The following is a 249-nucleotide window of genomic DNA, read 5'->3' as shown; positions in this document are numbered from 1 at the left end:
AGGTCGTCCATCAGTCGCGCCAGCCGGGCGACAAGCGATTCAATGTCTTTCGTGCCCTGGTGCGCCGATTGCGCCTTGGCGACACCGACATCGACGCGGTGGAGCATCGTGTCGGCTTCGGTCGCCAGCGTCCCGATCGACCCATTGTTGAGCTTGGTGGCGACCGCGGTCTGGGCGGCGAGTTTCTTGACTTCCGCCGCGACGACGGCGAATCCCCGACCTGCATCGCCCGCCCGCGCCGCTTCGATC

1 protein-coding gene is annotated in these 249 nt (G+C 66.7%); it reads right to left on the bottom strand.

Features of this window, described 5'->3' with window-relative positions:
* The coding region (locus tag AC0IYH_RS33140; protein WP_471838638.1) for a methyl-accepting chemotaxis protein at positions 1 to 249 on the bottom strand (249 nt) is incomplete at both ends.

Source organism: Pseudomonas sp. AC463, assembly GCF_979253585.1.
This window is presented reverse-complemented; position numbering and strand designations above follow the sequence as displayed.